Genomic DNA, 23,252 nt, shown 5'->3' on the forward strand with positions numbered 1-23,252 from the left:
AAGGCTGTCGTGTATAACGACAGCCTTTTAATTTTTTGTTGCATAAGAAGTGATGTTATGTAGTAAAAAAGAAATAATTTTAGAATTCCATCTGTCCTCATGATGAATCGCATAAATGTTACGTTGAAATTCAAATCCAGGGATGGGTATGTAGCGTAGTTCATTTCGTTGTACTTCTTGTTCAATAGCGAGTTTAGAAATAAAGGCAACCCCATTACCATATTTTAAAATTTGTTTCATCGTTTCTAATGAATCTAATTCAATTTCAGATTGGAATGTAATGTTATGAGCTAACATCCATTTTGTAAGTAAATCTCTTGTAGTAGATGGATTACGATGTAGTAATATTCGTTCCTTCTCGATATCTTGTAATGATACATTTTCTTTTTTTGAAAAATGATGTTCTTTGGAGAAAGCAAGAACAAGTGTATCAGGCATTACATTCGTCTGTTTTAAAAGTGCTTCATCAAACGGTGCTGCGGAAATTACACCGAGATCAATTTCATGATTTTGTAGCATCATTCGAATTTCAGGAGCTGTTTTTACCATAAGTGTTATTTTTATATTTGGAAATTCACATTGAAATTGGTGAACAATTTTTGGTAAAAGATAAGTCGCTGGTACATAACTAGCGCCAATTGTTATAGCGCCTTTATGAAAATCTTTAAACTCTTGCGTGACCCGTCTAGCTTCTTTCATAAGTGCATCTATTTTACAAGCATAATGATGCAATGCCTCACCAGCCTCTGTTAAGAAATACCTTCCCGAACGTAATTCGAATAAAGATACACCGAGTTCCTCTTCTAAGCTTTTTATATGGAATGTAATAGTAGGTTGTTTAACACCCAGTTTTTCTGCAACGATCGTAAGCTTTTTGTATTTCTTAATAAGCACTACAATTTCTAATTTTAAGAGATTCATTATGAATTGCCGCCTTTTTTATTTTAACTATAGAAAGAATCTATAGAAATAAATAGTTTATTAGAAGTTTTTTAATTTAATCTTTACAGTACATTAACATTCAGTATAAATCTTCCATATAGAATGAAAGCAGGTTAAGAGTGAGGGGAGAGAGGTGAAACGATGGACATTAAAATTAGTGGATTAGAAAAGAATTTTGGGAAAATGCAGGCGTTAAAGCCATTACAAATTGTTATGAAACAAGGGGAATTTACCACACTTTTAGGACCTTCGGGATGTGGGAAAACGACTTTGCTTAGAATGATTGCAGGACTGGAAGAACCAGATAAAGGTGAAATATATTTCGGAGATACGTGCATGTATTCTTCTACTAAAAAAATAAAAACATCTCCTCATGAACGTAATATAGGTATGGTATTTCAAGATTTTGCTTTATGGCCACACATGACTGTATTTGAAAATGTTGCATTTGGTTTAAGGGCTACAAAGCAAACGAATCAATTACGGGAAAAAGTAGAAGAGGCAATAAAGCGAGTTCGCTTACAAGGGATGGAGAAACGTTATCCGCATGAACTCTCTGGCGGACAGCAGCAACGTGTCGCATTTGCTAGAGCGATTGTAACACAACCGCATTTTATTTTGTTTGATGAACCGCTCAGTGCACTCGATGCAATTTTGCGAGAAGAAATGCGATTAGAGCTTATGGATATCGTTCATTCCATTGGTTTAACGGCATTGTATGTAACCCACGATCAAACAGAAGCGATGTCAATGTCAGACCAAATCATTGTCATGAAACAAGGAGAAGTATTACAAAAAGGAGCACCAGAAGATATTTATGTGAAGCCATCTCATGAATTTGTTGCAAAATTTGTTGGTAAGGCAAATTGGCTTGTAGAGGGGAAACAAATGGTTCGCCCAGAGCATGTAAGCTGGACGAAAAATGAAGTGTGCGAAATGTATACAGGTGAAATTCAGCACGTTACATATGTAGGAGAACGTTATGAAGTGAAAGTAGACATGGGGACACGCGGTGTATGGACAGCTTATCACAATAGTAAGCTAAGCATCGGGAAACCAGTATCGTTATATGTACCGAAAAAATGTATTCATCATATAGGGGGAGAATCGTATGAAGAAATTCAGTTCGCTTAAGTCTTTATTTGTATGTACTTTATTATTTTCTGCAGTCGTAACAGGGTGTAGCTCAAAGACAGGTAATGCAGATGCAAAAAGTAAAACGACTAATGAAAAGAAAATTGTCGTATATAGTGCAGGGCCAAAAGGATTAGCAGAAAAAATTCAAAAGGACTTTGAAAAGAAAACGGGTATAAAAGTAGAAATGTTTCAAGGGACAACTGGAAAAATTTTAGCGCGAATGGAAGCTGAAAAGAAAAATCCAGTCGTAGACGTAGTCGTACTTGCATCTTTACCAGCGATGGAAGGATTAAAAAAGGATGGACAAACGTTAGCTTACAAAGAAGCGAAACAAGCTGATAAGCTTCGTTCTGAATGGTCGGATGATAAAGGACATTATTTTGGATATAGTGCTTCAGCGTTAGGAATTGTATATAACACAAAAAATGTGAAGACAGTGCCTGAAGATTGGAGCGATATAACGAAAGGAGAATGGAAAGGGAAAGTGAATCTTCCAGATCCAGCACTTTCAGGTTCAGCTTTAGATTTTGTAACAGGATATGTGAAAAAGAATGGAAAAGATGGATGGAATTTATTTGAACAGTTTAAGAAAAATGAAGTTACAGTAGCAGGGGCAAACCAAGAAGCATTAGATCCAGTTGTAACAGGAGCAAAAGATATGGTCATTGCGGGTGTTGATTATATGACGTACAGTGCAAAAGCAAAGGGTGAACCGGTTGATATTGTTTATCCAAAAAGCGGAACAGTTATTAGCCCACGTGCAGCAGGTATTATGAAAGATAGTAAAAATGTAGAAGGTGCAAAAGAGTTTATAGATTATTTATTATCAGATGATGTACAAAAACAAATTTCTAAAGCATATTTATTGCCTGGTAGAACAGATATAAAAGCTGAGAATAGACCAAATGTGGAAGAGATACCAGTATTAAATATTGATTGGAAAACAGTTGAGAAAGAACAAGATGAAATAGGAAAACAATTTAAGAAAGTATTTCAATAAGATGGTGATTACATGGTAAATCGATTCGTATCAGTAAGGCAAGTTGGAATGACGGTAGCTTTGTTACTTGTGGCGATGTTAATCGTCATTCCGCTTTTTCTCATTTTACTTTCTAGTGTATATGAAAATAGTAGTTGGAATTTTTTAAAGCCGTTTGAAGTGATGCAGAGTGGTGGATTAGCTGGAATTTTTCTAAACTCGATGCTTTTAGGTGTACTCGTAGTAATAGGAGCAACCATCTTTGCATTTCCACTGGCTTTCATTATGAGCAAAACAGGTGTTGGAAAGCATAGTAAGTTAGATATTGTTTTTATGATTCCATTTATGACTCCGCCGTATATTGGATCGATGGGCTGGATTTTGTTCATGCAACCAAACGGCTATTTCGAACAGTTTTTTCCGATGCTAAAGACGATTTCATCTTCGTTTTTTAGTTTAGGAGGTATGGTTTTAATTATGAGTCTGCATTTATTCCCATTTCTATACTTTATGTTGAAAAACACGTTACTTCAAATTGGGAGTAGTAAAGAAGAAGCGGCAGCAGTTCATGGCGGAAGCTTTTTCTATCGTTTAAGAAAAATCATATTGCCGTTATTAGTATCAAGTTATGTAATGGGTGCTTTACTCATTTTCGTAAAGACGATTGCTGAATTTGGAACGCCGGCTACATTTGGACGAAGAATCGGGTTCCACGTGTTAACTTCAGAAATTCATAAGTTTATTTCGAGTTGGCTAATTGATTTTAGTAGTGCAACAGCATTATCTTCTTTATTACTTAGTGCATGTATGCTCATTTGGTATATGCAAAATGTATTGAATCAAAAGTATTCATATGCAATGGTTAGTGGAAAAGGTGTGAAATCTAAAAGGTATACTTTGTCTATATTTGTGCGCGTTGTAGCATGGTTTTATGTAATTGGTTTATTAATCGTATCAATTGGAATCCCGTATTTTTCTATATTGATTGCTTCTTTATCGAAATTAAGAGGCGGCGGCTTACATGTAAATAACTTTACAACGAGCCATTATGAAGCATTATTTACAATTGGATCTCCAGGATTAGAAGCTTTATGGAACAGTTTTCTCTTTTCACTTATAACAGCGGTAATTGCCGCTATAATTGGAGTCTTTTTGGCGCTTATGATTCGAAAGGGGAAAAAGTCCTCTGAAAAATGGCTTGATATGTGCGGTATGTTACCGAATATGGTACCAGGAATCGTGATGGTTGTAGGGCTTATTTTGTTTTGGAATTCACCCTATATGCCCCTGTCAATTTACAATACGCCAGTCATGGTTATCGTAACGTACGTCGTTCTTTTTTTACCTTATACAGTGCAGTATGTAAAAGCGTCGTTCGTACAAATTGATGATTCTCTCGTGCAGGCAGGAAGTATGTTTTCTGGAAATTATATTTATATTTTTAGGAAAATCATATTACCTCTTATTATTCCGGGTATTCTTGCTGGATGGGCGATGACATTTACAATCTCGATAAGAGAGTTAGTAGCATCACTTCTCGTACTACCTCCATCAGTAGAAACGTCAGCAACATTTATTTTTGCTCAATTTGAACAAGGAGAAGTATCTATTGGAATGGCGATGGCTGTCGTTTCGGTTGGACTTACAACAATATGTTTATTACTTCTGCAACATATAGAGCAAAAACGAAAAGGGGTAGCATGATGAGGGTAGAAGTATGGGGAGGAGCGGGAGAATATGGTCGTTCCTGCTACTTCGTAAAAAATAAAGAGACGAAAATAATATTTGATTGTGGTATTAATCGATCATATGAGGATAGTTATCCAAAAATAGAGAGGGAAGTTGTACCATTTTTAGATGCAGTATTTTTATCACATATTCATGAAGATCATACGATGGGTTTACCTTTATTAGCGAAGTATGGATATAAGAAAAAAATTTGGACGACTCGTTATACGAAGGAGCAACTTCCTGCTTATTATGAAAAATGGAGAAACTACAATTTGGCGCAAGGATGGCATTTACCTTATAATGACCAAAATGTAAAAGATTTAAATTATATATATGTTGATGAGATTAGTAATCCGAATGAATGGATACAGATTACTCCTACATTGCGGTTTCAATGGGGGTATAGTGGGCATGTATTAGGAGCTGTTTGGTTTTTAGTGGATATGAGTCATGCATATGTATTTTATTCTGGCGATTATTCAGCAGAGTCTAACATACTACGAGCGAATTTACCTGAGAAATTGCGCGGCGATATAAAAGTTGCAATTGTAGATGCTGCTTATCATACTGATGATGTTTCGCAATATGAACGAGTAAACGAACTATGTACAGAAATTGAACGAGCTGCGAGGAATAAAGGGATAGCGTTACTACCATTGCCACCCCTTGGTAGGGCGCAAGATATCGTATTGTATTTACATGAAAAATATAAAGAATTTCCCATTATAGTAGATCAAGAAATTTTAGATGGATTTGATGAGATGTTCGTATATAAAGATTGGATCAAAAATAATGAAGAACTTGAAGAGCTAATGGAGAGTTTAAAAAGAAACATAATAGTTATGGATGATGACGGCGGTACGCAACATAGTTATGGAATAGTTGTAATGAGTGATGCGAATATGCAAACGAAACGGGCTCAGTTATATTATGAACAAATTAGGCATGAAGAAAGAAATTCTATTATCTTTACTGGGCATGTTGCTAAAGGGAGTTTTGCAGAAAAAGTTTTGAAAGAACGTATAGGTAAAGAATGTAGGGTGAAGCGAGTTCCATATAAAGTTCACCAAAGTATAAGAGATGTGAAAGAGATGTTAAATGCATTATTACCGGAACATACGGTGTTAGTACACGCTTTGAAAGAGGATACGGATCGATTACAGAAAAAGCTTAGCACGGCAGGGTATGAAAATGTATATTCACTTACTATGGAACGTATAGAAGTTATTTGAAATGTAAAGGGGATCGGTATATGAAAAAAGTATTTGTATTCGTGAGCATTTTCTTTTGTTGTTTCCTTTATAACGATAAGGAAGGGTTTGCTGCTAGTCCAATGACACCTAGTTTTGAAGTGAAGTTATTATTAAAACCAGAACAAGTATTAGGTTCTAACAAAGAGATGAAGCAAGATGTACTAGAGCATTTCCAGGCTGGTACAAATTATGAAAGAATACAAGTACAGTTTTTAGATACGGCAAATAAAAATTTAAGTAATGAAGGCTGGTTTGCCAGAATTCGAAAGAAAGAATTTAGTAAAGATTTTGAGCTAACATATAAAAAAAGATACCCGATTCAAAACGGTGCAATTCAAGATGCACTAGAAGTAGCTAAAAAAGATGGATTTGACAGTAAAACTGATAATTATGAGGCAGAAATAGACTGGGGATTTGAGAAGAAAACGTTAAGTATTTCAAATAAGAAAAGTTACAGTGCGAAAGGATATGGAGTACTTGATCTACCAGACGAACAAGCTGCTCAAAACATGTTATTAGAAAAGTTACCAGGGAAAATGAACAAATGGCTGTATACGAATTGGGGAGAAGAGATGTTAAGGGATTCCCGTATTTACGGTCCTGTATTAATGAAAAGGTATACAGGGGAGTTTGAAAATAGTAAAACGAATATTGAAGTTTGGCCACTAAGTAATACAGGGAAAATCGAAGATGATTTCGTAATAGAAGTGTCGTTTAAAACAAATGAGGAAAGTATTGCGAAAGAACAAAGAGAAGTATTAATGAATAGTATAGAACAAAAAGGATGGCTGTTACCGAAAGATAGTTTGAAGACAGAACTTATTTTTCAGTAAATAGTAAAAAGGAATCCATATGCTATGGATTCCTTTTTATATATGAGTATTACGCTAAATCAGCTGACACGAGCATATCATTATTTTGAAGGTTTTTAGAACGTAAACTATAAGCAACTACCTTCTTTTTATATTGCTTTACAACATCAACATGCTCTTCATGACTATAAATATAAAATGTAAAATCTTTTTTGCCGCGTTTTGCATTGATAATTAAAGGAGTACCCTCATTGTGTGGCGGTGCATAATAGCGATCTAAAAATAAACCTTTGTTAAAATCATGAATAATTTTGGATTTCTGTTCGCCTTCTACGTTATTTCCATTGATTGTAACAGTCGCATTTGCTTCTTCAAGCTGTGGATGTGTTTCGTACTTACTAATAATGGATTCAATAACAGTGTTAGGAAGGCTAGAAACGATAATTTTAAATGCTCCAAATACAACTAACATTACAATAAACCAAGTCGTCATACTATATCATCCCCTTTTTCCTATTAAATAATATAACTCATATGGTAATAGTACATAAGGTGAAGTTTTGTATAATTTGTGAAAAATATGCTATTTTTATGAACGAAATATTAGAAAAATCAATTTTGTTACAAAAAGTTGAAATCGAAGTATTTTAAAAGAAAAAGGTTTATAATAAAAATATAACTAATAACCACATTACTAATTACAAGGAAGTGTAACTATGAGTACTGTAGCAATCGTGTATGGTATTATTCTTTCCACAATTATTGTTTTATTTTTCGTTGGGGTTTCACGTTATATTCATAAATGGAAAGAAGGCGTTGCGAAATTAAATCATATTGAAGAAGAACTTAGTGATTTAATGTTACATCATGGTAAGTAAAAAGTTTATTTTTAGCTAAATAATGTGAAAAATATCACAAAACATGCTCTCCTTATGAAGGCATGTTTTTTTGTTATATTAATGCTTAGGCACATTCATACATTTTTTCCATACGATACAGTGTGAAAGTCGAAATGTTCGGAGTGGAAAAGAGGGATAAAATGAGTAGTTCAGGTTATGTTCCAGATAATAAAAATTTAAAGAAAAGTTCAGGAACTCCAAATCTTTTCTTTGATTCAAGAAAAAATATCTTTTTTAAAAGGGATGAGAAAAACGTTGCATATGAAGTTACGTCAACGCAGTTACCAGCGATGATAGGAGGAGCGTTTGTTGATTTGTTTATGACAAAAGGGCATATGCGAGAACCGCATTGGCATCCGAATGCGTGGGAATTGGATGTTGTTGTATCAGGAGAAGCAATTACATCTATCTTAAATCCCGAAACGAATCAATTGCAAAATTATCATGTGAAAGCGGGGCAAACTGTCTTTATTCCAATGGGATGGTGGCATTGGATCACAGCAGTAACAGAAGAAGTACAATTACATTTGTTCTTCAATAACGATCAGTTTGAAACAGCAGAAGGATCAGACATACTTAGATTAACACCGCCAGAAGTATTTCAAGCTGCATACGGTGTAAGTGCAGAAAAATTAGAGAAGGACCTTTCGCCAATTAAGGAGTCAGTTGTAATTGGTCCTCCTAACTCCAATCGACTAAAAGATAGTAAAGAAAGTGACGACTCAAATATAATCGTTACGTTAAATGGACAAATAACATCATGTGAAATAGAGTAACTCTTTCTTTTTTAGGAAGGGTTATTCTGTTTTGTATAATTTTGTAATTATATTAGTTATAATTATAATATAGAAGGGAATGTATTAGAGGGGGCATATTGTGAACATATTAAAGATTATAGGAATTGTTGCAGGAGTTATTATAGTAGCCGCTATAGCTTTCTTTGTTATTATGAAGCACTATTTGTCAAAAGAAGATCCTGATTACGTATTACAGTACATAAAAGAACATAAAGATGATGAAACGTGTTCATTACTAATTAGAAAAAATGGGGAAATAGTAACATCTATAAATGAAGATGTGAAATTGCCATTAGCGAGTACGGCCAAAATCGTAATAGCAGTTGAATTTGCTAAGCAAGTGTCAGAAGGAAAAATAAGTCGAGATGAACAAATTTCATTGCAGGAGTTAGAAAAATATTACGTTAAAAACACTGATGGTGGAGCGCATCCTAAATGGTTAGAAGATGCTAAAGCGAGAGAATTAGTGAAAAATGGACAGATCGCTTTAGAAGAAGTCGCTAAAGGGATGATTCATTATAGTTCTAATGCAAATACAACATATTTGTTAGATAAGCTTGGAATAGAAAGAGTAAATGAAAGTATAAAAGAGTTAGAGCTTACTAGTCATGACAAGTTCTCTTCGTATACTGCTTCATTATATATGAGAGGGTATGTAGAGAAAGAGCTTCATGAGCCAGAAAATCAATCGTTAGAAATGATACGTAACATGTCAAAGGATGAGTATAATAAACATGTGTTACAAATACATGAATGGATGAAAAATGAAGAAGAATGGAAAAAACGTGAAATCCCCTTAAAAGTAGATATGGAATTTCAGCGAATTTGGTCAGATCGATTAGTAGGTGCAAACGCTAAAGATTATATGAGTATAATGGAAAAAATAAATAGTAGAAATTATTTTCCAAAACCAATGCAAGAAGAAATCGAGAATGTTTTCAAAGGAACAGTTAATAATAGTAAGTTAGAATATGCTGGTCAAAAAGGCGGTTCTACTGCATTCGTATTGACAAAAAGTTTGTATACTACAGATAAAAAAGGTAATAAGGTAGAAGCTGTCATTATGTTTAACGGTATAGAAGATCAAGTTGCATACCAAAAGCTGAGAAATAATATAGATTATTTTCTTCAAGAGGCTATAACAGATGAAGAGTTTAAAAGGAAATTATAATGAAATAATTTTATTATGTAAACAAGGGCGCTTTTTTAAAAGTGTCCTTTTCTTTTTATAATACAGGATTTCTTATTTGTTTCATTGAATATAGATTGAAAATAAGAAAGGAAGTTGAAAAATGACGACAATATATTTCGTTCGCCATGCCCACTCTACATATACAAAAGAACAACGGGAACGGCCTTTATCTGAAAAAGGGCATTGTGATGCAAAGAATGTAACACGCTTATTAAAAGATAAACATATAGATGTTGTAATCTCTAGCCCGTACAAAAGAGCAATTCAAACTGTACAAGGAATTGCGAATACATATAATATATCGATACAAATAGAAGAAGATTTACGTGAAAGATTATTAAGTACAGAGCCGGTACAGGATTTTGATGATGCTATGGAGAAAGTGTGGGGAGATTGGAATTATGCATACGAAGGCGGAGAATCAAATGATATAGCACAAAGACGCGCCGTAATATGTATACAAAGTATATTAAGAAAATATAAAGGTAAGAATATTGTAATAGGTACGCATGGAAATATTATGGTATTACTAATGAATTATTTTGATTCGAAATATGATTTTCAGTTTTGGAAAACTCTTCATATGCCTGACGTGTAGAAATTAACTTTTGATAATAATTGTTTCAGTTTTGCTGAAAGAATACTGTCTGCAGATTATGAGATAAATAATTTGTAAAAGTTTATCAAAAAAAGAGGAAAGAGAGAAGTTATTGTAGAAGTATGACTTTGTAACATAAAAATATATGTTAAAGGAGGCTGTTTACATGTTTGAGAAAGAGAAAGAAGGGCTTATTGAAGTTCACAACGTATATGAAATTGCACCAGCAGATGGAGCAATTATTGGTATGGCAACGGAAGAAGAAATGGAAATTGCTGCTGAACTAGAGCTGCAGTACTATGCCCATTCTCGTTTGCTAGAAGCAAATATTCAGTTAGACGGTTCCTCCTACAAAGAGTTACTTCAGGAGTTCCAGGAGTACGAAAGAAAATCAATGAGCTTTTGGCGATCAATACATAAGCGTTTAGCTGTGCCATGGGCATGGGTATTACGTATTGATGTTGCGAACGGTCCTATTTATGTAAGTAATGGGAATGCGTATTACGAAGAAATCGATGATGAAGAAGATTATGAATAGATAAGTAAGGAAGCAGCTTTAGTTGCTTCCTTTTTTTATTCGCACAGATTGAACAGCCTCAATAATAATATCTGGTTGATCATTTTCGATTCCGTGACCAGCATGTTCGGCAAGTATATATTGGCTGTTTATTGAGAGTTGTAATTGTTCATGAATCAGTTCTTGCCACATTGATTCAAGTTGTGTCGCTTCCTCTTTTGGCATGCCGCCCTCAGTCAACTGAGTAATAGAATAATGAGGATCTCTACCGATAACGATTAAAGGTGTTTCTAATGTTTTATATAGCTCTTTTATTGAGCGAGCACAATTTTTCCACTCACATAGTTCAGAAGCTGTCGCTTTATATAATAGAGGAGAGGTAGAAAATTCAATGTACTGTCTTGATTGGTCAACGAGCATAGGCTTTAGTTCATTATAAAGCATATCTACATCCATTTTGGAGTATGTATTATATTTTTTAAGCCACATATCATCTGAATCCGTTTGATCAGAAATTGGTAGATGAAGTTCATCTAGTCGGTGTAAGTTCATAGAAGTAGAATCAACTAAAATAAGTGATTGCAGCTTATCTTCATGTAGCATCGCAAAATGTTGTGCACATAAGCCTCCGTAGGAATGACCGATTAGAATGATTGGTTCGTGAATATCTAGTTTTTCTAATAACGTATGAAGTTCTTTTGTTGCTTGTAATGTAGTACGTGAATGATTCCCTAGTTCACTTTTTCCATAGCCTGGGCGATGGTATGAAACGACTGTAAAATGTTGTGAAAGTTTTTCTATAATAGGGAGCCAATCATAAAATGAGCAACTCATTCCGGTTTGAATGACTACCGTTTGTTTACTACTTCCTGTTATATATACTTCTATCGTTTGCCCCAATACCTCTACAAGTTTATAAATAATAACCCCTCCTAACTAAGCTTGAAATAATTTTTGACAAGCAAAAACAATACACCAAACCCCTATCCCGAACAGGACAGATGTACTAAGTGAAAATGAGTTTTTTAGACCGATATAGACGATAAATAATAGTAGTGCGGATGCAGGAAATCCATATAATACACCTATAGCAAATTGACTTAATTCTTGTTTGTCCCCACCTTCGAAAGAAATCCAAAATAGGCTTAGTAAACTAACGAGTGGAAGGGCAGCAATAACCCCACCTATCGTACTATAATGTTTAGCGACTTCAGTAATAACGCCGATAATAAGTGCCGAAACGATTACTTTAACGAGGAAATGCATACTTTGCCTCCTTCGCTAATAACGAAAAAGCTTTTTCGATTAATTGTTGTTCTTCTTTCGATAACTGTGATTCTAATATTTTTATCTTTTCTTTATCTAGTAAAGTATGCTTTTCTAATACTTCAATGCCTTCTTTCGTTAAAGTAAGGTTCACAACTCTTTCATCTTGTTTGTTTCTTTCTTTCATGATAAATCCTTTTTGAATAAGACGCTTTACGTGTTCAGATGCTGTGTTATGAGAGAGAGTAAGCTCAGTAGCGACTTTTCCAATTGTTATTTCTTTCTCACGAGAAGCGAGTTGTAAAATACGAATGGCTTGGTGAGAAAGGTTGTCTTCATATTCATATCGTAAGTGATAATAAATGCTCTCCCAATGCTGATTGATGTCTTTCATAATGATAAATCCTCCTGTTTTTATATCGTATAATAAGATATATTCGTTAGTATAGAAATAAAATCCTTTTATTTGGATAAAAAATGTTGAAAAAGTTTATTTTTATTGAAATATAAGGTAATCTATGTGTAAAGGTATACATTTAGCAAGAGAGAGGATGATAGCTGTGAATACATTCAAATGGATGAGTCATGAACAGATGTATGTAGATGAAATACATGTTGAAAAATGTGGTCCTCTTTCAGTCGGCGTATATGGGGGAAATCAAGAGAGTGATGCATATGAACGAGGAGATGCAGTGCTTGGTGGGATCCTGAATTGCAATTTGAATTTGTTATGATTTTTGATACACACCACAAAACAAAAAATATAGATTATATAATAGAAGCAATTTCAGAAAGAAAAGAGAAACTAAAAGAGTTATTTTCCTACCCGATACATTTAGCTTTTCATCATACACATATGTACTTATTAGCGTTATTTACAGATGAGCTGTTTATTGAAAAATGTGATCAAGATGATGAGGAACTTGCATGTTTAATTTGTTTACGAAAAGGTGAATTTTTATATTGGTTATCAGTTGGTGATTGCTTCGCATATTTATTCCATTCTGACAAAACGAAGAATGGGAAAGGACGATTAAATAAACGGAAGAATTACGAATATATTGGTAGGAAAAATATTTTTGCAGCAAATACCCCTTGTTTTACGTCAGGTGTAAGAGGGTTAGAAAAAGGAATGAATCACATCGTAATGGCAACGGACGGTATTTTAGAGTGTGATAAACGAAGGTTTGATGATGATCAATCTTTAGTAGAAATATTGCACGACGGAAATAGCTTGCAGATTGAGCCAGTATTAACAAATGTACTGCAGTGGAAAGGAAGAGATTGTGCCACAATTATTGGATGGTCTATTGATACTGAAAATAAACGATGCGCTAATTAATATAAAAGGAGTTCAAGGTTTTTATCCTTGAACTCCTTTTTGTTAAGCGATATGGATGTGATACGTTTTTAACCATTCATTTACTTGAAGCATATATTCCATAGCACTTCTTGCTTCAAAATTGTTAATGTCTTTATTACTTTGATCGGCAATGGCAAGTAGTGTGGAATGATTAATAAGTGAGAAAATAGGATTGTTTTTATTACTGCACATGTCGAGTGATAAATGACGGATTGTTTGTAAATAATGTGGATCTTGTGAAGTTGGATAAGCACTTTTTCTTCTATTCCGTACATCATCAGGTAAAGCAGATTTCAGTGCTCTACGTAAAATGCCTTTTTCAATATTATCAATGCTTTTTATGTTGAAAGGAACGTTCCATAAATATTCAACTAATCGATAATCGCAAAACGGTACGCGAACTTCAAATCCTACAGCCATACTCATACGGTCTTTACGGTCAAGTAAGAACGGAAGAAATCTCGTTAAAAATAAATAAAACATTTGACGTTGTTTCGCGGATTTTTTACTTTCGCCTTCAAGAGTAGGGACTTCAAGAACCGCTTCTTGGAATCGTGTATCAATATAGTTTTCTAAGTTACATTGGTTACTTACTTCATTTAATAGAAGAGGAGAAGTATTTTTCCAATTTGTTAGCCACGGAAACTTATCTACATACAGTAATTCTTCTTGATGAAACCAAGGATATCCACCGAATACTTCATCAGCAGATTCTCCAGATAACGCTACAGTTGCATCTTTTTTCATTTCGCAAAATAGTAAATATAGTGAAGTTTCCATTTCACCAGCACTCGGTAAATCTTTTGCACGGAGGGGAACGAATAAGTGATTTGCTAATTCTTCAGCATTCACAATAATATCATGATGAGATGTCCCTACATGTTCAGAAACGCGTTTTACCCAAGGAGCGTCTAAACCAGTGCGAGCAAATGTTAGCTCGAAATCTTTTGCGCTATTTACAAAATCAACGGAATACGTATGAAGTGTTTTATTTTCAGCAGCAAATTCTTTCCCCGCTAGTGCAGTAATACCGCTAGAATCTAATCCGCCTGATAACATACAGACGAGAGGAACATCGGCAATTAATTGTCTTTTTACTGTATCTTGTAAAATAGATAAAATATGTGATGATGTATCTTCAGTAGAGTCTGTATGAGCTTTACTTTCTAAATTCCAATACTTCGTAACTACTTTTTTATCACGTGTAAACGTTATACAATGTCCAGCACGCACTTCTTGAATATGTTTAAAGACGCCACACCCTGGAGTTCGAAATAAGCCTAATCCAAATATTTCATTTATGCCATCCGCATCAATTTCAGCAGGGACAGATGGATGCGCTAATAATGCTTTTATTTCAGATCCGAAAATAATGCTGTCATTTCTTTCTGTGTAAAAGAGTGGCTTTACGCCTAAATGATCACGCGCTAAAAATAATTGTTGCTTCTGATCATCCCATAAGGCAAAAGCGAAAATTCCATTCAAATGTTGTACGCAATCTTCTTTCCACTCTAAATAAGCATGTAGTAACACTTCTGTATCTGAATGCGTTTCAAATGCATGACCACATTTCCTAAGTTGTTCTCTAAGCTCACGGAAATTATAAATTTCTCCATTATAAGTAAGAGCATACGTATAATCACCAGCACGAAATGTCTTCGGCTGCGTCCCGCCTTCTGGATCAATAACAATTAAACGTCGGTGTGCAAAGGCCGCACGAGGTGAAAACCAGAATCCTTCAGCATCTGGACCACGATGCTGAATACGATTTGCCATCTTTTCCAAAATAACATGTTCATTTGAAAGATCTTTCTTCCAATCTACCCAACCTGTAATTCCACACATACACATCTCATCTCCTAATTTAAAATGTTGAAAAGTAGATTAATGAAATAAAGTGAAACTTTAATCAGTGGGGGGGGTCCAGCCCCCACTGATTATTAGTTGAACCAATCGGGCTTTTACGGGCAGTTATCTCCCAACTAACATCTTCGTATTCGCACAATTTTGAGGTGGGATTTACTGCCCGTTAATGCGGGGTAAAATGTACACCAAGTTAAAGAATGACTATATAAATAGTGTACTACATGAATCAAATTGTAGACTTGAGAAAATTTTCTTTAAACGCATAGTTATGTGAGACAATGGCTAAGGGGAATTATTCCATTACATACAAAAAATAATAAAAAGATGAGAGAAAATATTTTTTTAGACGTTATATAGGGTGTAAAAGCTTTTACAAAAAAATAAGGGGAATCGCTACATGAAATCAAATGAGAAAAATTATATAAAAAGATTACAGCGGCAAAAAGAAGATGCGCTAGAATTTGTTGTTGATACATATTTACCACTCATAAAAGGAATAACGCACAAAGTTCTTCTTCCAGTTCAAAATGATGGACTTATAGAGGAATGTGTAAATGATATTTTCCTATCCATTTGGAATAACGCAAATAAATTTCATGGAGAGCCAAGTGACTTTAAAAAATGGATAGCGGCGATTGCGAAATTTAAAGCGATTGATTATTACCGGAAAGCGACTAGAAAAGTAGAAATTATTTCAGATGAGTTTCATATTAGTACAGAAAAATCAGTAGAAGACGAATTAATCGTTATGGAAGATAGGGAAGAGTTATTGAATCTTATTAATCAATTAGAACCGTTAGATCAAAAGGTGTTTATTATGAAATATCTTCTCGGTATGAAGACAGAAGAAATAGGAGACAAGTTAGGATTAACTCGGGCAGCGATCGATAATCGTGTGTACCGTGGGAAAAAGAAACTACAACAAAATGCTACGAATATTAGTTTTGGAGGTAGTGCCATATGAAAGACATTTACGAACTATTAAATGATATTGATATAGATGAAAAAGAACTTGAGGAAATTGAAGCTTCTGAAATTGAAAAAGAAAAAGTGAAGCGCAATGTAAAACAATCGATACGTATGAAGAAAAAGATGAAAAGTTGGAAAAAAGGTGTCGCTGCTGCATCTATTTTAGTAGGGTTATCAGTTGCAACGCTTGGTATTGGATTTCCTACATATGCAGGGGGATTGCCAATTGTAGGTGATATATTCCGATTTTTAGATAATGGTAGAACAGGGTTATATGAAAATTATAAAGCGGACGCAGAGAAGAAAACGGAGCTTCATTATAATTATCAACAATACGCCACAGTACTAAATATGACAAAAGAAAGCAATGGAATTAAGATAACGATAAATGATGCAATTTTCGATGGGAAGACAGTATCAATAAACTATTCTATAGAAAGTAACAGAGATTTAGGCGGAAATCCAAGTACATTGGATTTTTTAACTATTAAAGGAGCAGGTGTCCAATCAGGAAGCAATGAAATTACTAAAGTCGCTGATAGAAAATATACAGGTTTAATAAAAACAAGTAGCGATCTAGTTAGTAGTAAAGAAACTACAGTGAACATTGAATGGAGTATAAAAAGTATAGACATTTTAGAAACAGAGGAAACGATAAAGGGAGATTGGAATTTTAATATTAATCTAAGAGGAATAGAAAATAAAGAGCAATTGATTAGAGGTAGTACAGAAAAAGATGGTGTAAAAGTAAATATGGAGAGAATGGAAATAACACCAATGTCTTTTATTTTATACTATAACCAAGAAGTATCTCAAGAAATAAGGGGTGTATGGGATGGGGTGGATATCGATTTAGAAGTGAGTGATGATTTAGGTAATCAGTATTCTGGGGAAGGAAATGGAGGCTCAGGTGAGGATTCTTATAATTTTAATTGGAGTAAAACATTCCAACAACTCAATGAGAATGCAACCAAACTAATAATAACGCCTCATGTTAATTTAAGAATTCACACTCTTGAAAATTATGGCTCGGTAACAATAGTTGGAGGACACGTAAAGGAGAGTTTCGTGTCTCGAAAACTGGGAGGCAATAAGGGTATTGTTTTAGATGACATCGTAATTGATTTAAAGAAATAAAAGAAAGACTGCCTAAAACGATTAGGCAGTCTTTTTCTCCTTAAGAACTAGTCACGAGTAACGCATGAGGATGTTGCGTTTTATATTCATCTTTCCAAGGAATATTTAGTTGTTCCCATGATTCGCCGCTATCATTGGATTGAAACACGCCATTGTTATTTAAAGTGTAAAACGTATGTGGTTCTGCTGGATTTGTCGCAAACATTGAAATGACTGTACCGATTGCTGATGGTAGACCTTGCTGTACTTGCTGGAACGGAGTATCTTTCGTTTTACGATAAATATAAGATTCATAAGGAATACGGTGATGAGCGAGATCGGCATTTGGTGCGGCAGAAACGAGAATTGTATCGCAATCAGCTGGATCGATAGCCATGCTGTATAAATAATGATGTTCAAGTCCTTCGCTGCATGAGATCCAGCTGTTTCCACTGTTATAACTTTCAAGGTATGCGCGATCAGGTCCGCCCATAAATCCGTCACCACATGATGCATAAAGGCGATTTGGAGCTTCTGGGTGCATAAGCAATTGATGAGCATCGATAGGAGCACCGAATTTTTTATCCATCCATGTATGCCCTCTATCATTACTTTGAATAACAGCACCAGCTTCAATTGAAACATGGATTGTATTTGGATTATTTGGATCAACTGTAATCCAGCGTACGTGATGGGTAAACGGTCTAGGCGGGAAAGCCCACGTATAAGAAGATAATAATGATTTCATATTTTTAAGTTCAGTCCACGTTTCACCACCATTTTCTGAACGGAATAAAGCACTGGGTTCTGTTCCTACATAAACGACGCCATATCCGTTAACTTGTTCATTAGGGCTTATCGTAATAGAAGTGATCGAAGAATGTAAAATACCATCTTCTTTAGGGAAATCAAAGTAACGATATGAGTCTCCAATTGGTTTCCACGAATCTCCACCATCGTCGCTTAACCATAAGCCTCGTCCAAATGTACCGCAATATACACGGTTTTGTTGAAACGGATCAACAGCGATACAGGTAGGTTGCATATTTTGTAAGTGATAGGATGCTTCATAGTTACCATATCGTTCTTTTACAACAACAAGTTCACGCTCCATACAGAGAAATAATCTTTTCAATTTCGTCCCCTCCTTAAAAATTCTTTCCTTAGTAAACAATATGAAAATAAAAAAGAAGTAGTCTTGTTTTTATTTGAGAAAAAGGACTTGTTTGAAAAATAGCGAAGTGTGTATACAGAGGAAGTGGGATAAAGTGAAATTTTAATCAGTGTGTGGCATCCCTACTGATTATAAGCTTTCACCAATCGGGCGTTAATGCGGGATAAAGATGGGGAGTTTGTTTCATACTAACATACAGATATTGTATTTAAAGGAGTATTCGTATGGGACATTCACATGATCACGGTCATTCTAACAATAAAAAGGTGTTACTAATCGCTTTCGTATTAACGACAAGTTTTATGATTGCGGAAGTAATTGGCGGATTTGTAACAAATAGTTTAGCACTACTATCTGACGCGGGGCATATGTTAAGTGATGCGGTATCTTTAGCTTTAAGTTTACTTGCGTTTAAGGTTGGAGAAAAAACAGCAACAGCTGCGAAAACATACGGGTATAAGCGATTTGAAATGTTAGCAGCATTATGCAACGGTGTCGTTCTTATAGTCATTTCAGTATACATTTTTATTGAAGCAATTCGCCGTTTTACAGAACCAGTTGAGATTACTAGTAATGGGATGCTTATTATTGCTGTACTTGGTCTGCTTATTAATATTTTATCAGCTTGGATATTAATGAGAGGCGGAGATGTGAAAGGTAATTTGAATTTAAGAAGTGCTTTCTTACACATATTAGGTGATCTATTAGGATCAGTCGGAGCAATTATTGCAGCGCTATGTATTAAATTTTTCGGTTGGACTGCTGCAGATGCGATTGCTAGTATTCTAGTGTCTATTTTAGTCATTATTAGTGGATGGCGTGTAACACGTGATACGGTCCATATATTAATGGAAGGTGCACCGCAGCATATAAATGTTGAAGAGGTAAAAAGTGCATTATTAAATATTACGGTTGTAAAAGAAGTTCATGATTTGCACATATGGTCTGTCACATCTGATTTTCAAGTATTAACTTGCCATTTGATTATTAAAGGTAATGAAACGCAAAGTGTATTAAAAGAGGCTACGGATGTATTAAAGAAGAAGTTTCATGTAGAACATGTCACCATTCAAGTAGAGATAGATGGTGAATTTAATCATAGTAAGACAACTTGCAAAGTATGAAAGAAAAAGGATAAGAAAAAGTGTCATAACATTTTTCGCGCGGCATACATATATATAATGTGGCCACAAATACTTTGTAAGGTAAATATTTCATGAAATTACTTTACTTATAAAGAGTCATCTTTTATAATCAAAAGTGGTAATTGATAAAGATTATCATTTTCAATGATCGTAGAAAGGAGTTTTTTTTAAAGATGAGTAGTCAACTCCGTTTTGCTGTTGAAAATCGTAAGAGGCATTTAATCGATGAGTTAATTGGAGCAGGTGTGTTTAAGATTCGCGACCGACAATTATACGAGCTGTCTTTAGAGGAATTGGAAAAAGAGTACGAAGATATGGAAGATTATGCAGATATTCAGGCATAGCTATATAGATTAGTAAAAGGTGAGCTGGTTACGATTTTGTGTAACCAGCTCTATTATTATTTCATAGAAATTATTTTTGATATTTCTTTCATTGGACGGAGCCAGTTTTGAGACATCATTAGTTCCATTTGTTTTTCGTCCTGCTTTTGCAGTGCTTGAATGATGGAGTGATGTTCTTCAATAGATTGACTTGCTGGAACAAAGTTTTGGAAAAATAAATATTCAAGACGTAAAACGTGAAGTTGCATATTTTCTAGAAACGGTTCAATATATTGGTTTTTAGCAATAGAAGAAATTGTATTGTGAAATTGTATATCTAGTTGTAACGCTTGTTTTGCGTTTTTCTTCTCTATAAAGCGCTGAAAATCATCATTTATTTCAGAAAGTAGTTCCAAATCAGTGTCTGTAATATTTTGAAGTGCTTGCTTTCCTATAATAGAGTGAAGACCAGCCATCGTTTCATAAATGATCGGAATGTCGTCTAACTTAATAGGAGCAATTTTTGTTTTTTGCCCAGGTACCATTTCCACCAATCCAGAAAGTTCTAATATTTGTAATGCTTCTCTTACAGGTGTTCTGCTTACTCCTAGTGCTTCAGCCAATTCCCCATCATTAATTTTTTCGTCAGGCTGCAGTATACCTTCAATAATCCAATCTTGTAGTTGATTTAAAACGAGTGATTTTGCCGAAACTCTTCCTTGTTTTTTATAATTTTGAGGGATAGGCATTGTGAATTCCATCCTTTCATTGTATATTTTCCTTTTTCTCATGAACAAACTTTAATTTTGGTTTCCCTTCATCCGGTTTTTGACTTAAGATGAGTACCATTACAATGACACAAAAAGCCCCTAATAACTGAAAAGATTGAAATGGTACGTGCAATATAAGAACAGAAGAAATAATAGCTGCGAGTGGTTCAGTACATCCGAATAATGTCGTTTCTTTCGGAGTCAGGTATCGTATGCTGTCTAAGTATAAATAAAATGCAATAAGTGTCCCAAAAATGACGACAAATGTGATAAGCGGTAGAGTGCTTAGTTTTACATATTTCATAGTTGACAATAAAATAAATTCTTTCGTAGAAATAAAGTGTACAATCGTTACACCAATACCACCAATAATCATGCCCCATCCAACGATAACTGAGGAAGACCATCTATCTAGTAATCCCTTTGAATATAAACTATAAAAAGCAAGAGATAATCCAGATAAAATCCCCCAAACGATAGCTGGTGTAGAAACAGCTAAGTTATGTACAGACCCGTTTGTCAGTAAGAGAAAAGTGCCTACTAATGAAAGAGCAATTGAAATGAAATCAATTTTTGATGGACGAACGTTCCATTTGAAAAGTAAGTATACAGTAATAAATATAGGAGCTAAATATTGCAATAATGTTGCGACGGCAGCATTTCCTTCTTTAATAGAAGCGAAGTACGTGTATTGTACAGCAAGCATACCGAATAGGCCAAACAATATCATTTTAGTAGCATCAGATCTTTGTTTCCATATGCCGAATATTTCTTTTTTTCTCGTTCCGAATGATGAAATAATGAGTAAGATAACGCCTGATATAAGCAATCGGATTGTAACTAACCATTCAGTAGAAACATGTTCATATTGAAAAAGTTGTTGTGCAGCTGTTCCGGATAATCCCCATAAACAAGCACCAATTACAACCATAATGATTCCTTTTAAACGATTTGGATCCATAAGGTATTTAGTCCTCCTTTCAAAATATATATTGGATATATTATGCAATATATCACGGAGTGTATAAAAAATAAACTGAAATTTCGTACTAGATGTGAAGTTGTTATTCAAATTAAAGAAAGTTTGTTAATTAAGAGAACGATAAAATAAAAAAGGCTTCTGTTGACGGAAGCCTTTTTTATTTTAGATTATGAAGTGTAAGTAAAAGCCGGAATAGGGTCAACAAATGTATTCCAGTTTTGTTCCATTTCCTTTTCTGTTAATAGACAATCATCTAATGATTGTTCAATCACAGAACGATTCATATCAATACCGATAAATACGAGCTCAGTTATTCGATCTCCATATCGCTCGTCCCAGTTTTTCAATACTTCGGGTTCTTCTGTAATAATTTGATTTCTTTCAGTTTCAGGTAATGCCGCTATCCATTCACCAGCGCCTTGAATTGTAATAGAGGAACCTGCTTGAGAGAGAAGCCCTATCATATTATTACGAGATGCGAGCCAGAAAAAGCCTTTCGCTCGTACAACATCTACAGGCCATTTTTTTAGCCAATTCATAAGGCGTTCAGGATGGAAAGGGGATTTACGACGGTACACAAAGGAATTGATACCATATTCTTCAGTTTCGGGTGTATGATGTTCACTATTTAGTTCTTGCATCCAGCCCGCCGATTGACTCGCTTCCTCATAATTGAATAAATTTGTATTTAAAATTTCTTGCAATGGTACGTTGCTAAATGAAGCTTCAATAATTTTTGCACCGGGATTTAATTTTTGTAGTAAATGATGAAGTTCTATCCTATCTTCTTTTTCTATTAAATCAATTTTATTAAGAAGAATGACATTCGCAAATTCAATTTGGTCTATTAGTAAATCAATAACTTCTCGAGTATCATTTTCATCGATAGCCTGTTTACGGTCTAATAAACTTTCACCATCTGCAAAATCATCCCAAAATGTATTTGCATCTACAACTGTAACCATCGTATCGAGGTGACAATTTTTCGTTAAATCGATATTAAGTACTTCGTCAGTATAAGTAAATGTTTGGGCAACTGGAATCGGCTCACTTATACCTGAAGATTCAATAACTATATAGTCAATATCACCGTTTTCAACAAGCCGATTCACTTCTATCATTAAATCTTCTCGTAGTGTACAGCAGATACAACCATTTTGAATTTCTACTAATTTCTCTTCCGTACGTGAAAACCCACCTTTTTTTATAAGCGACGCATCAATATTTATTTCACTCATATCATTAACGATAACAGCGACTTTTAAGTTGCTCTTGTTAGCCAAAATATGATGTAGTAGAGTGGTTTTTCCAGCTCCTAGAAAACCACTTAATACAGTGATAGGTACTTTTTTCATAAAATAATCTCTCCTTCAAATCGTAATGATTACGTTTTATATTAAGTGATAAAAAAGAAAAAATCA

24 protein-coding genes and 2 pseudogenes are annotated in these 23,252 nt (G+C 34.5%); 16 read left to right on the top strand and 10 right to left on the bottom strand.

Annotated elements, in window-relative coordinates; translation table 11 throughout:
• Positions 1-27: 27 nt before the first annotated feature.
• Positions 28-921, bottom strand: a complete 894-nt coding sequence (locus AAG068_RS08510; RefSeq protein WP_342718916.1) for a LysR family transcriptional regulator — start codon at positions 919-921, stop codon at positions 28-30.
• A 162-nt stretch (positions 922-1,083) separates the two neighbouring features.
• On the opposite strand from AAG068_RS08510, the gene AAG068_RS08515 reads away from it, so the two are divergent.
• Genes AAG068_RS08515 through AAG068_RS08535 form a run of 5 tightly spaced genes read left to right on the top strand, consistent with a single transcriptional unit; the run spans position 1,084 to position 6,875 of the window.
• Positions 1,084-2,076 (top strand): ABC transporter ATP-binding protein, encoded by a 993-nt coding sequence (locus tag AAG068_RS08515; RefSeq protein ID WP_342718917.1) that lies wholly within the window; start codon positions 1,084-1,086, stop codon positions 2,074-2,076.
• Entirely contained in the window at positions 2,054-3,079 is a 1,026-nt protein-coding gene (locus AAG068_RS08520; protein WP_342718918.1) for an ABC transporter substrate-binding protein, read from the top strand. Before AAG068_RS08515 ends, AAG068_RS08520 begins: the two co-directional genes overlap by 23 nt.
• Before the next feature lie 12 nt (positions 3,080-3,091).
• Entirely contained in the window at positions 3,092-4,762 is a 1,671-nt protein-coding gene (locus tag AAG068_RS08525; protein ID WP_342718919.1) for an ABC transporter permease, read from the top strand.
• On the top strand, positions 4,759-6,021 hold the full coding sequence (locus tag AAG068_RS08530) for an MBL fold metallo-hydrolase (RefSeq protein ID WP_342718920.1): 1,263 nt from the start codon (positions 4,759-4,761) through the stop codon (positions 6,019-6,021). Before AAG068_RS08525 ends, AAG068_RS08530 begins: the two co-directional genes overlap by 4 nt.
• A 20-nt stretch (positions 6,022-6,041) precedes the next feature.
• A complete protein-coding gene (locus AAG068_RS08535; RefSeq protein WP_342718921.1) occupies positions 6,042-6,875 on the top strand; it encodes a hypothetical protein in 834 nt (277 codons plus the stop codon).
• 49 nt (positions 6,876-6,924) lie between these two features.
• Here the strand turns inward: AAG068_RS08535 and AAG068_RS08540 are convergent, their stop codons facing one another.
• Positions 6,925-7,347 carry a YfmQ family protein gene (locus AAG068_RS08540; protein WP_342718922.1) on the bottom strand — a complete coding sequence of 141 codons (423 nt, stop codon included), beginning with the start codon at positions 7,345-7,347 and terminating at the stop codon, positions 6,925-6,927.
• A 41-nt stretch (positions 7,348-7,388) separates the two neighbouring features.
• Between AAG068_RS08540 and AAG068_RS08545 the strand changes: the two genes are divergently transcribed.
• The 6 genes and pseudogenes from AAG068_RS08545 to AAG068_RS08570 all read left to right on the top strand — a co-directional run bounded on the left by AAG068_RS08545 (position 7,389) and on the right by AAG068_RS08570 (position 10,878).
• A complete protein-coding gene (locus tag AAG068_RS08545; RefSeq protein WP_002052063.1) occupies positions 7,389-7,505 on the top strand; it encodes a hypothetical protein in 117 nt (38 codons plus the stop codon).
• A 65-nt stretch (positions 7,506-7,570) separates the two neighbouring features.
• Positions 7,571-7,732, top strand: a complete 162-nt coding sequence (locus AAG068_RS08550) for a hypothetical protein (RefSeq protein ID WP_000108701.1) — start codon at positions 7,571-7,573, stop codon at positions 7,730-7,732.
• 161 nt (positions 7,733-7,893) lie between these two features.
• Positions 7,894-8,529, top strand: coding sequence for a cupin domain-containing protein (locus tag AAG068_RS08555; protein WP_342718923.1), 636 nt, complete (start codon positions 7,894-7,896; stop codon positions 8,527-8,529).
• Between the two features lie 100 nt (positions 8,530-8,629).
• Positions 8,630-9,721: a serine hydrolase gene (locus AAG068_RS08560; RefSeq protein ID WP_342718924.1), complete on the top strand. Its 1,092-nt coding sequence runs from the start codon at positions 8,630-8,632 to the stop codon at positions 9,719-9,721.
• Between the two features lie 121 nt (positions 9,722-9,842).
• A pseudogene (locus tag AAG068_RS08565) lies at positions 9,843-10,418 on the top strand (histidine phosphatase family protein).
• 88 nt (positions 10,419-10,506) lie between these two features.
• A complete protein-coding gene (locus AAG068_RS08570) occupies positions 10,507-10,878 on the top strand; it encodes a hypothetical protein (RefSeq protein WP_342718925.1) in 372 nt (123 codons plus the stop codon).
• An 18-nt stretch (positions 10,879-10,896) separates the two neighbouring features.
• On the opposite strand, the gene AAG068_RS08575 is transcribed toward AAG068_RS08570, so the two are convergent.
• Genes AAG068_RS08575 through AAG068_RS08585 form a run of 3 tightly spaced genes read right to left on the bottom strand, consistent with a single transcriptional unit; the run spans position 10,897 to position 12,517 of the window.
• Entirely contained in the window at positions 10,897-11,757 is an 861-nt protein-coding gene (locus tag AAG068_RS08575; protein ID WP_342718926.1) for an alpha/beta fold hydrolase, read from the bottom strand.
• A gap of 36 nt (positions 11,758-11,793) precedes the next feature.
• Positions 11,794-12,123: a DUF3147 family protein gene (locus AAG068_RS08580; protein WP_342718927.1), complete on the bottom strand. Its 330-nt coding sequence runs from the start codon at positions 12,121-12,123 to the stop codon at positions 11,794-11,796.
• On the bottom strand, positions 12,107-12,517 hold the full coding sequence (locus tag AAG068_RS08585; protein ID WP_342718928.1) for a MarR family winged helix-turn-helix transcriptional regulator: 411 nt from the start codon (positions 12,515-12,517) through the stop codon (positions 12,107-12,109). Before AAG068_RS08585 ends, AAG068_RS08580 begins: the two co-directional genes overlap by 17 nt.
• A 124-nt stretch (positions 12,518-12,641) precedes the next feature.
• Between AAG068_RS08585 and AAG068_RS08590 the strand changes: the two are divergent.
• Positions 12,642-13,465, top strand: a pseudogene (locus AAG068_RS08590) (protein phosphatase 2C domain-containing protein).
• Between the two features lie 42 nt (positions 13,466-13,507).
• Here AAG068_RS08590 and asnB read toward each other — a convergent pair.
• Positions 13,508-15,331, bottom strand: coding sequence for an asparagine synthase (glutamine-hydrolyzing) (asnB, locus tag AAG068_RS08595; RefSeq protein WP_342718929.1), 1,824 nt, complete (start codon positions 15,329-15,331; stop codon positions 13,508-13,510).
• A gap of 418 nt (positions 15,332-15,749) precedes the next feature.
• On the opposite strand from asnB, the gene AAG068_RS08600 reads away from it, so the two are divergent.
• Together AAG068_RS08600 and AAG068_RS08605 are read left to right on the top strand one after the other, a co-directional pair.
• Positions 15,750-16,316 carry a sigma-70 family RNA polymerase sigma factor gene (locus AAG068_RS08600; protein WP_342718930.1) on the top strand — a complete coding sequence of 189 codons (567 nt, stop codon included), beginning with the start codon at positions 15,750-15,752 and terminating at the stop codon, positions 16,314-16,316.
• On the top strand, positions 16,313-17,458 hold the full coding sequence (locus AAG068_RS08605; RefSeq protein ID WP_342718931.1) for a DUF4179 domain-containing protein: 1,146 nt from the start codon (positions 16,313-16,315) through the stop codon (positions 17,456-17,458). Before AAG068_RS08600 ends, AAG068_RS08605 begins: the two co-directional genes overlap by 4 nt.
• Positions 17,459-17,498: 40 nt before the next feature.
• On the opposite strand, the gene AAG068_RS08610 is transcribed toward AAG068_RS08605, so the two are convergent.
• Entirely contained in the window at positions 17,499-18,572 is a 1,074-nt protein-coding gene (locus AAG068_RS08610; protein WP_342718932.1) for a WD40/YVTN/BNR-like repeat-containing protein, read from the bottom strand.
• 263 nt (positions 18,573-18,835) lie between these two features.
• On the opposite strand from AAG068_RS08610, the gene AAG068_RS08615 reads away from it, so the two are divergent.
• Both AAG068_RS08615 and fbpA read left to right on the top strand, forming a co-directional pair.
• A complete protein-coding gene (locus AAG068_RS08615) occupies positions 18,836-19,735 on the top strand; it encodes a cation diffusion facilitator family transporter (protein ID WP_342718933.1) in 900 nt (299 codons plus the stop codon).
• A 194-nt stretch (positions 19,736-19,929) separates the two neighbouring features.
• Complete coding sequence (gene fbpA / locus AAG068_RS08620) at positions 19,930-20,100, top strand: Fur-regulated basic protein FbpA (RefSeq protein WP_000098301.1); 171 nt, start codon at positions 19,930-19,932, stop codon at positions 20,098-20,100.
• Between the two features lie 56 nt (positions 20,101-20,156).
• On the opposite strand, the gene AAG068_RS08625 is transcribed toward fbpA, so the two are convergent.
• From AAG068_RS08625 to AAG068_RS08635, 3 genes are all read right to left on the bottom strand, one after another.
• Entirely contained in the window at positions 20,157-20,828 is a 672-nt protein-coding gene (locus tag AAG068_RS08625) for a GntR family transcriptional regulator (protein ID WP_342718934.1), read from the bottom strand.
• Positions 20,829-20,844: 16 nt separating this feature from the next.
• A complete protein-coding gene (locus AAG068_RS08630; RefSeq protein WP_342718935.1) occupies positions 20,845-21,810 on the bottom strand; it encodes a DMT family transporter in 966 nt (321 codons plus the stop codon).
• A 188-nt stretch (positions 21,811-21,998) separates the two neighbouring features.
• Positions 21,999-23,186: a GTP-binding protein gene (locus tag AAG068_RS08635; protein ID WP_342718936.1), complete on the bottom strand. Its 1,188-nt coding sequence runs from the start codon at positions 23,184-23,186 to the stop codon at positions 21,999-22,001.
• Between the last annotated feature and the right edge of the window lie 66 nt (positions 23,187-23,252).

This window comes from Bacillus paramycoides (assembly GCF_038971285.1).
Classification (GTDB): domain Bacteria; phylum Bacillota; class Bacilli; order Bacillales; family Bacillaceae_G; genus Bacillus_A.